9 protein-coding genes are annotated in these 9,267 nt (G+C 68.2%); 3 read left to right on the forward strand and 6 right to left on the reverse strand.

Annotated elements, in window-relative coordinates; all coding sequences use genetic code 11:
• The coding region (locus K2X24_RS03870) for a methyltransferase (protein WP_292494821.1) at positions 1-612 on the forward strand (612 nt) is incomplete at its 5' end.
• 42 nt (positions 613-654) lie between these two features.
• Here K2X24_RS03870 and K2X24_RS03875 read toward each other — a convergent pair.
• A complete protein-coding gene (locus K2X24_RS03875) occupies positions 655-978 on the reverse strand; it encodes a hypothetical protein (protein WP_292494823.1) in 324 nt (107 codons plus the stop codon).
• 186 nt (positions 979-1,164) lie between these two features.
• On the opposite strand from K2X24_RS03875, the gene K2X24_RS03880 reads away from it, so the two are divergent.
• Entirely contained in the window at positions 1,165-2,046 is an 882-nt protein-coding gene (locus K2X24_RS03880) for a S49 family peptidase (protein ID WP_292494825.1), read from the forward strand.
• 4 nt (positions 2,047-2,050) lie between these two features.
• Here the strand turns inward: K2X24_RS03880 and K2X24_RS03885 are convergent, their stop codons facing one another.
• The 5 genes from K2X24_RS03885 to K2X24_RS03905 all read right to left on the reverse strand — a co-directional run bounded on the left by K2X24_RS03885 (position 2,051) and on the right by K2X24_RS03905 (position 8,796).
• Positions 2,051-2,290, reverse strand: coding sequence for a hypothetical protein (locus K2X24_RS03885; RefSeq protein ID WP_292494826.1), 240 nt, complete (start codon positions 2,288-2,290; stop codon positions 2,051-2,053).
• Between the two features lie 689 nt (positions 2,291-2,979).
• Positions 2,980-4,575, reverse strand: coding sequence for a porin (locus K2X24_RS03890; protein WP_292494836.1), 1,596 nt, complete (start codon positions 4,573-4,575; stop codon positions 2,980-2,982).
• Between the two features lie 397 nt (positions 4,576-4,972).
• A complete protein-coding gene (locus K2X24_RS03895) occupies positions 4,973-6,031 on the reverse strand; it encodes an ABC transporter ATP-binding protein (RefSeq protein ID WP_292494828.1) in 1,059 nt (352 codons plus the stop codon).
• Positions 6,024-7,694: an iron ABC transporter permease gene (locus K2X24_RS03900; RefSeq protein WP_292494830.1), complete on the reverse strand. Its 1,671-nt coding sequence runs from the start codon at positions 7,692-7,694 to the stop codon at positions 6,024-6,026. The genes K2X24_RS03895 and K2X24_RS03900 overlap by 8 nt, the downstream gene beginning before the upstream one ends.
• A 4-nt stretch (positions 7,695-7,698) precedes the next feature.
• Positions 7,699-8,796, reverse strand: coding sequence for an ABC transporter substrate-binding protein (locus K2X24_RS03905; RefSeq protein WP_292494832.1), 1,098 nt, complete (start codon positions 8,794-8,796; stop codon positions 7,699-7,701).
• 151 nt (positions 8,797-8,947) lie between these two features.
• Here K2X24_RS03905 and K2X24_RS03910 point away from each other — a divergent pair.
• Positions 8,948-9,267 (forward strand): response regulator (locus K2X24_RS03910; protein ID WP_292494834.1); only part of this gene is annotated, 320 nt, incomplete at its 3' end.

Below are 9,267 nucleotides of genomic sequence, written 5' to 3' on the forward strand. Positions count from 1 at the left end.
GGGACCGGTGCGGTCGGCCTCGCGGCGGCCCGGCGGACGCCGGGGACCCGGCTGATCCTGGTGGAGCGAGACCCGGATCTCGTCGACCGAGCCCGGCGAAACGCCGCCCTGAACGACCTCTCCGAGCGGACCACGATCGTCCAGGCCGACGTCCTGGCCCCGGGGGCGGCGCGGCGCGCGGCGGGGCTCGTCCCCGACCTCGCGGACATCGTGCTGACGAACCCACCGTTTTTCGAGCGTGGGACTTACCGAGCCTCGCCGGTGAGCGGAAAGGCGGACGCGCACGGATTCGCCGGAGGGGACCTCGCATCCTGGCTGCGCACCTGCGTCGACATCCTGAGGCCGAAGGGGCGCCTCGGCCTGATCCACCGGGCGGATGCGTTGCCAGCCTGCCTCGACGTCCTGCGTGGCCGCTTCGGGGCGATTGCGGTGCGGCCGGTCCATGCCAGGGCCGATGAGCCCGCGATCCGCATCCTCCTCACCGCCCGCAAAGGCAGCCGCGCGCCCTTCGTCCTGCGCCCGGCCCTGATCCTGCACGAGCCTTCCGGGCGGTTCACGCCCGCCGTCGAGGCGCTTCACGCCGGACGAGGCTGGATCGATCCATCGCCCTGATGGGGGAGGGCGCGCCGGAGCCGCCCTCCTGTCTGCTGGTGCTCAGTAGAAGATGCGCGCGCGGTGCGGGCGGTGCCAGCCGTAATGCCGGTGTCCCCAGCCGTGATGGCGCCGCCAGTGGTGGCGGTGATGCCAGTGATGCCGGCGATGCCAGTGCCGGCGGTGGTGATAGTGCCGGTGGCGGTGCCAGTGGCGGCGATGCCAGTGCCGGCGGTGATGGTGCCACCGGGCCTGCTCGACGAGGTTCGTCGACCCGGCGGATTCGATGGCCGCCACCGGCAGCGGGGCCGCCTGGGTCGCCGCTCCCAGTCCGATCGCGCCGCCCACGACGCCGAGGGCGATGATCATCCAACGCAAGACGCGCATGGTTTCTAAGCCTCCCTTTCGTTCCTACGGCCCGCATGGGCCCCGCACGTCGCACCGATGCGACCGCGTGTGCTGGAACGGCGATGCTGGCAAAATGGTTCGCCCGGTCCCAGATCACGCTCACGATCCCCCAGACGCCACGGCACGCCGCGCCTCGCGTCTGCCGCTCTCCGCGAACGAGACCCCATGCCGCTTTCCCTGCCCGCCCGCCTGCGCAACCTGCTGCCGCGACGCTGGCGAACCAAGCGCCCGCGCGTGGCGGTGTTGCGCCTGAGCGGCGCCATCGGGGCGGTCTCGCCCCTGCGGACGGGCCTCTCCATCGGCGGATTGGCGGGCAGCCTCGAGCGGGCTTTTGGCATGCCGGGCATCGCCGCGGTGGCGCTGATCATCAACTCGCCGGGCGGCTCGCCGGCCCAATCGCACCTCATCCACCGCCGCATCCGGGCGCTCGCCGCGGAGAAGAACCTGCCCGTGCTGGCCTTCGTGGAGGATGTGGCGGCATCGGGCGGTTACATGATCGCGTGTGCGGCCGACGAGATCATCGCCGACCCGATGTCGCTGGTCGGCTCCATTGGCGTCGTCTCGGCCGGCTTCGGCTTCGACCGGCTGATCGAGCGCATCGGCGTCGAGCGCCGGGTCCACACCCAGGGCGAGGCCAAGGGCATGCTCGACCCCTTCCGTCCGGAGGACCCGGCGGACGTGGCCCGGTTGAAGGTGATCCAGGCCGACGTGCAGGACCTGTTCACGACCCTCGTCAGCGCGCGGCGCCCGAAGCTGGCGCCGAACGGCGAGAACCTGTTCACCGGAGCGGTCTGGACCGGGCAGCAGGGCGTGCCCCTCGGTCTCGTCGATGCGCTCGGGGACGCCCGCTCCACCCTGCGGGCGCGCTACGGCGAGACGGTCGAGCTGGTGCCTGTAGCGGAGAAGAAGGGCTCGTTCGTGACGCGCCTGCTGCGCAGGGCCACGCCCGGCGGCCTCGATGCCGGAAATCTCGATGCCGGCGGTTTGGCGGGCGAGGTGATGGCGGCGATCGAGGCGCGCGCCGCCTTCGCCCGCTACGGTCTGTAAGCGCTCAGCGCGAACAGGCGTCCGTGCCGTAACCGGCGTAGACGACCCGGACCTTGCGGGTGCAGGTCTCGGCCGGAACGGGCGCCGGCACGGCCACGACTTCGATCGGGGTTACGGCGGCAGGCATCGCCACGGCGTCCGAGTGATCGGGCGTCGCGAGGGCGTTGGAGGCACTGATGACGAGCGGCGTCGCCACGAGGGATGCAGCAACGAGGGCAGCGAAGACTGTGACGGTGGAGCGCATGGCCCGTTTTTCCAAATTGTCGATCGTCCCGCAGGACGACGAAAACCCCTTGATTGCCGGATAAACTTGGCAGCAAGCGAGACCGTTCCACCGCTGAAGCAAAACGTGGCAGAATTGTGTGTGGCACCGCACGCGTGCGGCGTAGGCCAGGGCCATCGCCGAACGGCTTCGGCCCGGCCGGGCTCGCGATCCGGTCGTCCACATCCGCGATCCCGCGGGCATCTCGACGGCCGAACTCACCCACGCGTGGTCGCGGCAGGATGCGATTGCAGCGTCGGCCAGCGGCCCGCATCGGGGTTGGTGTTTGGGAAATGGTGCCATCGCCGACGGCGCATCGTCGCGCGCCGCGACGGCGAGGCGCTGGTGACGGTCGGCCTCACGCGGGCCAAGGGCGCCAGCGACGTCAGAGGACGGTTGCCCTGTAGAAGGGCGTCGACCCGATCCGGGCGGAGAACTCGGGCATCGGCCGACGCTCATCCACGGCTCGGTGGCGTTCACCCTTCGGCAGGGGCGACGCGGCGATCCTGTTGTGCCGGCGATGTTCGCGGTCGGCGCACTCCGGCTCACCCGTATGATCGACCGTCCGGAGAAGGCGGCGGGCAAGCCCGCCGCCGACACACCCGCAAAACCCTACCCGGATCGGTATCGGACCATCCCTGAGCCGTCGGGAGGGTCGTCAGGCGCGGCGCTCAGAAGTCGCGCTGGACGCGGGCCCGGACTTGGACGGTGTCTTCGCTGGTCTTCGTCCGGATGGTGTTGGCGAGGTTATTCACGAAGGCCGCGTTCTGCGCCGGGAACTTGCTCAGGTCGAGCACGCGGCCCGACGTGACGCCGTACTGCGTGTAGATGCCCTCGAACCCGATATCGAGGTCGCGAACCGGCGACCAGATCAGGCTTCCGCCCACGACGAAGCGATAGTTGTCCCGCAGGACCTGGCTGACGTCGAAGAAGCGCGTTCCGGGCGTGCCCGGACCGGCACCGGTGATGCCGTAATAGGCGCCCTGGCGGGCGCGGGCGCCGCTGGCGAAGTTGAGCTCGCCGTAGGAGCCGAAGACGGCCGAGCGCAGCTCCGGCGTCCAGTAATGCAGGAACGAGGCGACCGCGGTGAAGGTCGTCGAGAGTTCGAGGCGGTTTGTGAACGGGTTCAGCACCGCGTCGTTGAAGTACTGGTTGAATGCCGAGCCCTGGATCGATGATGTATTGCCGATATAGGAGCCGGTATAGGCCGAGAAGCCGGTATACATCCCGGCGCCCTCGCCGTAGGAGGCCTGAAGGTAGAGGGTGTCGCCGGGCGCGATGAACGGCATGTTGAGCTTCACGCCGCCCTGGACCGCCCAGCCGTAGGCGGTGGCGAGGCCGGGACCCGCGACGCTGTTGGCCGCCGTCACCGCGCTGCCGAGGTTGGTGCCCGCGAAGGCTCCCGCGATGGGGTTGGCGTAGTTCAGCTCGTGCACCGCCGCCGAGAGTTGGGCCGAACCCCAGGTCGTGTCGTAGCGCAGCACGCCGACGAAGTCGGGCATGCGGTTGCGCTGCACGATGTCGACGAAGCCGACGCCCGTGGGCGTGCCGTTGGCGGAAAAGCCGATGAAGAGCGGGCTCGCGGCCAGCGTCGTGCCGGGCGCGTTCGCCGCCGTGAAGAGCGGCGTACGGCGGAAGCTCGGATCCTCCATCGAGAGGGTGGCCGAGAAGCCCGAGCCGCCGAGTTTCGTGGTGTAGGCGGCCAGATTCGTCGAGTTCACGTCCGAACTCATCGAGGAGGCGATGATCTCGAAGTCGTGGGCGTAGAAATCGTAGAAGGAGGTGGCGCGCCCTGCCGTGAAGCCCGCGAACTGGATGAACGCCTTGTCGGTGTTGACGAATTGTTGCACGCGGCCGGCCTGGTCCTGCCCGGTGGCACCGAAGGCGTTGCCGATGCGCTCCGTGGTGCCCGACCGGATCGTCGGAATGCCGGTACGGCTGGCGGCCTCGAGCCGCAGGAAGGCCCGCAGGGTGCCGTAGCTGGTCTGCGTACGCGCATCCACGTTGATGCGGGCAAGGCCCCGATAGCCGGTAAGATCGCCTGGGGTCGCGGTGCCGTTCCCTGTCCGGCTGTAGGAGGTCTGGTATCCAACCTCGAAGCGCGCACGGCCGGAGAGCCGGATGCAGGTATCGGTGCCGGGAATGTAGAAGAAGCCGTTGCCATAGGCGTTGCAGACCCGAACGAATTCGATCGGTGTCGCAACCTTGGCGGGAAGGTCCGCGGCCCCTGCGGTGGATGTTCCGGCGAGTACCAGCGCCGATGTCATCAGGACTTTGTTCAGATCGTGCACGCGTACCTCCCCCGAGACCTTGTGTTTGCTTCCGGCGTACCGCGTCCGCTCGCGCCTGTCCGAAGACAGGTACAGTGCGGGCATCGGTTTCGGATATTTGTGAGATGATGATTTATGATCGACGATCAATCTATGCTGATCTGTTCGGAGTATAAGCCGTATTAGCAAATGTATTCTAGATATCTAAGCCGATATTCATGGATAATTGCAAAAATAATACACCGTTGCGTCGACGCTGAGTTTGTTGGAGCAAGGCACGGCGCATCGCATCCGCGCGGCACGGGCCGGCGGCTCGGTCCTCACCCCGTTCCGGTTCGCGGATGTGCAACCGCGAACGAGGGCGCCGTCGTAGGTCTGCGCGGCGCCCGGTCGTTCAGAACACCCAGAGTCGGTCGGGCGGGCATTCCACCCAATGCGTTCCGGGCCCGACGCGCTGGTGCGAGAGCAGGCGCAGGCTCTGGTCGCCGCAGCGGAACAGGTGCTCGAACTGGTTGCCGAGATAGATGGAGGTCTCGTACTCCACCGGGACCCGGTTCTCGCCCGCACCGTCGACGAGGCGTACGGCCTCGATCCGGATCACCCCCTTGGCATCCCCCCTGGCAGCCCCGCCTTCGGTCCGGTCGGTGCCCCAGAGCGGGTGCTGGCCCAGGGTCACGCGGGCACGTCCGCCCTGTCGCTCGACCACGCCGACGTTCAGGGTGTTGTTGGTGCCCATGAACTCGGAGGCGAACAGGGTGGCGGGGCGTTCGTAGAGCTCCTCCGGCGTGCCGGACTGAATCAGGCGGCCTCCGTCGAGGAGCACGATCTGGTCCGCGATGGCCAGCGCCTCGCTCTGGTCGTGGGTGACGAAGACGGCGGTGATGCCGAGGCGCTTGATGAGGGCCCGGATCCAGATCCGAGCCTCTTCCCGAAGCTTGGCGTCGAGTTTCGAGAGCGGCTCGTCGAGGAGGATCACTGGCGGCTCGTAGACGAGGGCGCGGGCGATGGCGACGCGCTGCTGCTGGCCCCCGGAGAGCTGGGAGGGATAGCGCTCGCCCAGCGCCCCGAGGCCGACGCCCTCCAGCGCCGCCTGCACCTTGGTGCCGATGCCGGCCTTCGACTCGCCCCGCAGGCGCAGGCCGTAGGCGACGTTCTCCGACACCGTGCGGTGGGGCCAGAGCGCGTAGGACTGGAACACGAAGCCGAGGTCCCGCCGCTCGGGCGGCAGGTTGACCTTGGTGCGCGCGTCGAAGACCGGGCGGCCGTCGATGCGGATCGCCCCGTGGGACGGCTCCTCCAGGCCCGCGATGGAGCGCAGGAGCGTGGTCTTGCCGCTGCCCGAGCGCCCGAGAAGGCAGACGACGGAGCCCTCCTCGAAGCGGGCGTCGATGCCCTTCAGGACCTCGACGGAGCCGTAGCGGAGATGAAGGTCTTCGATGACGAGCTTAGGCATGACGCTTGTTCCCGAGTGCGAACATCAGGCCGAGGCCGACGAGGATGAGGGCGAGATTGACGGTGGAGAGGGCGGTGACGAGGTCGACGGCACCGGTGCCCCAGAGGGAAACCAGGAGCGAGCCGATCACCTCGGTGCCGGGGCTGAGCAGGTAGACGCCGGTGGAGTATTCGCGCACGAAGGTCACGAAGATGAGGACCCAGGAGCCGATCAGGCCCGCCTTGATCAGCGGCAGCGTGATGTCGCGGCTGACCTGGGCGGGGCGTGCGCCCGAGACCCGGCCCGCTTCCTCCAGTTCGGGGCCGATCTGCAGCAGGGAGGCGCTGACGAGGCGCATGCCGTAGGCGAGCCAGACCAGCGTGTAGGCGAGCCACAGGCTGAACAGGGTCTGGCGGAAGGGCTGCAGGAACGGCGTGAACAGGAAGAGCCAGAACATCGCGAGGCCGGCGATCAGCCCAGGCATGGCGCGCGGCACCAGCACGAGGTAGTCGAGAACCGCCGTCCAGCGCGAGCGCCAGCGGTGCAGCGCGAGGTTGACCAGGGCGTAGAAGCTCACCGAGAGCGCGCCGCCGACGGTCGCGATGAGCAGGGTGTTGACGATGCCCCGGACGAGGTTGGGGTATTCCATCAGCTCGCGGAAATGCGCGGTCGTCAGGTTCTCCCAGATGCCGACGCCTTCGCCCCAGGAGGCGAGGAAGGAGCGGAGCACGAGGGCCGTCACGGGGATCACGACGGTGACGCCGAGCCAGGCCACGATCAGGCCGAGGGCCGGCCAGCGCCAGGCGCCGATGGCGAGCGGGCGCTGCGCGCTCGCCTTGCCCTTCACCGCCACGTACCGGCTGGCGGCCGCCAGCAGCTTGCGCTGGGTGTAGACCAGGGGCAGCGTCACGAAGATGATCGAGACCACCACCACCGCCATCAGGTCGTAGGACGGCGTGCCGAGCTTGTTCGTGAGCTTGTAGAGGTAGGTCGCCAGCACCAGGATGCGCTCGGGGTCGCCCAGCACGAGGGGCAGGCCGAACAGCTCGAAGCCGAGGAAGAACACCAGCACCGTGGCGTAGAGGATGCTCGGCATGATCATCGGCAGGCTCACCGTCAGCGCCACCCGCAAGGGGCCGGCCCCGGCGGAGCGGGCCGCCTCCTCCACGTCGGAGCCGAGCGAGCGCAGGGCCGAGGACGCGTAGAGGAACACGTGCGGCACGTGGGTGAGGCCCGCGATGAGAATCAGCGAGGTCTTCGAGTAGAGGTACCAGGGGATGCTTCCCGTGAGCCCCTTCACCCAGAGGCTGACGATCCCGACGGGGCCGAGCGCCACAACGAAGCCGAAGGCGAGCACCACGGAGGAGACGAACATCGGCACCAGCACGAGGGGCTCGATGAAGCGCTTGCCCGGCAGGTCGGTGCGCACCAGCAGGAAGGCCATCATGCAGCCGAGCGGCACCGCGATCGCGGTCATGCCGACGGCGATGATCGCCGAATTGACGAAGGCATCGCGAAAATCCTCCTCTTCGAAGAGGACGAACTCGTAGGCCTGGGTCGTCAGCGTGCTGTTGGGCTGGAAGAACGGCCCGCTGAGGAAGCTCTGGTAGACCACCAGCCCCACGGGGCCGAGGATCAGGAGCGCGGTGATCAGGACGACCGCGATGCGGAAGGCGCGGGGCATGGTTCTAGTTCGCCGCCAGAGCGCGCTGCCACTGCTTCAGGAAGCGCAGGCGGGTGATCTGGTCGAGGTAGGTCAGGAGCTCGGGCCCGACGCGAATCGGCTTGAGGGTCACTTCCGTGGCACCGGGCAAGCTCTTGATGCCATGGGTCTCCTGGAGGTCGTCGCGAACCGAGGTCATGGCGTGGCGGGCGAGTTCGACCTGGCCGGCCTTCGACAGGATGAAGTCGAGGAACAGCTTGGCGCTCGCCGGGTTCTTGGCCTTGGCCGAGACGAAGGCGATGCGCGACATCACCTGGGTGTAGTCCTTGGGCAGGACGAAGCTGAGGTTCGGGTCCTTGCGGTTGCGCTGCAGGACGTAGGAACCGATCATGTTGTAGGCCAGCGTGTGCTCGCCCGAGACCACGCGCTCGATCATGGCGCCGGTGGAGGTGTAGAACTTGGCGCTGGCCTTCCCCATCGCCTTGACCGTGTCCCAGGTCGTCGAGGGGCTGATCTGCACGTCCTGCGTGACGTAGAGGAAGCCGACGCCGGAGCGCTCCGGATCGTAGGATGTGACCTTGCCCTTCAGGGCGTCGGGCTGCGCCGCCAGGAGCCTGGCGAAGTCCGCATGGCTGCGCGGCACGTCGGCCTCGGGCACCAGACGCTTGTTGTAGGCGAAGACGATTGGCTCGGCGGTGGTGCCGTAGGCCTGATCCTTCCACTTGGCCCAATCGGGCAGCGCGCTCTTCTCCGGCGAAGCGTAGGTCATCGCGTAGCCGTCGTTGACGAGCTTGATCTGCAGATCCATGGCCGAAGACCAGATCAGGTCGGCGGTGGCGCCCGCGGCGGCTTCCGCGACGTAACGGCTGTAGAGTTCGGTGGAGTTCTGGTCGGCGTATTCGACCTTGAGCTTGGGATAGAGCGCCCGGAACTGGGTCAGGAGTTCGGAGACTTCGGCGGCGTCGGCCGTCGAGTAGATCGACAGGGCGCCTTCCTTGTTGGCGGCCTCGATCAGTTCCGCATAGGCGGCCGGATACCCGGGCGGCACGGAGGTCTGTGCCTGGGCCTCGCCGGTGAGGGCGAAGATCGACAGCGCGAGCGACAATACGAGCCGCTTGTTCATGATGAGCTCCCTGGCGATGGTGCGTCTCGTTGCGCACCTGTCGAGGCTTAAGGTAACCACCCGAGCTTGCATCATCCTGACACGGCACCCCGCCACGTCAGGAAAGATATTTCATCGCCACGCCTTCGGCCGCCGGGGAGAAGGGGTCACCATGCGGATCCTCATCGTGGAGGATGACGCCGCTCTGGCCCGCGGGATCGTCTCCGCCTTGCGCCTGAGCGGCTTCGCCGTCGACCGCGCCGCGCGCGGCGCCGAGGTCCTGCCCTGGCTGCGCCAGGAAACCTACGCCCTCGTCGTGCTCGATCTCGGCCTGCCCGATCGCTCAGGTTTCGACGTGCTGCGGGAGATCCGCCGGGCCGGCATGACGGTCCCGGTCATGATCCTGACGGCGCGGGCGGCGGTGGCCGACCGGGTCACCGGCCTCGATCTCGGCGCGGACGACTATCTCGCCAAGCCGTTCGACCCGGCCGA

The organism is Methylobacterium sp. (assembly GCF_019750675.1).
Lineage (GTDB): Bacteria > Pseudomonadota > Alphaproteobacteria > Rhizobiales > Beijerinckiaceae > Methylobacterium.

Coding starts and splice junctions, on each gene's coding strand:
- K2X24_RS03905 (WP_292494832.1), bottom strand. CDS start 8,796: ATGAACAAGCGGCTCGTATTGTCGCTCGCGCTGTCGATCTTCGCCCTC.
- K2X24_RS03895 (WP_292494828.1), bottom strand. CDS start 6,031: ATGCCTAAGCTCGTCATCGAAGACCTTCATCTCCGCTACGGCTCCGTC.
- K2X24_RS03885 (WP_292494826.1), bottom strand. CDS start 2,290: ATGCGCTCCACCGTCACAGTCTTCGCTGCCCTCGTTGCTGCATCCCTC.
- K2X24_RS03890 (WP_292494836.1), bottom strand. CDS start 4,575: ATGACATCGGCGCTGGTACTCGCCGGAACATCCACCGCAGGGGCCGCG.
- K2X24_RS03900 (WP_292494830.1), bottom strand. CDS start 7,694: ATGCCCCGCGCCTTCCGCATCGCGGTCGTCCTGATCACCGCGCTCCTG.
- K2X24_RS03875 (WP_292494823.1), bottom strand. CDS start 978: ATGCGCGTCTTGCGTTGGATGATCATCGCCCTCGGCGTCGTGGGCGGC.
- K2X24_RS03880 (WP_292494825.1), top strand. CDS start 1,165: ATGCCGCTTTCCCTGCCCGCCCGCCTGCGCAACCTGCTGCCGCGACGC.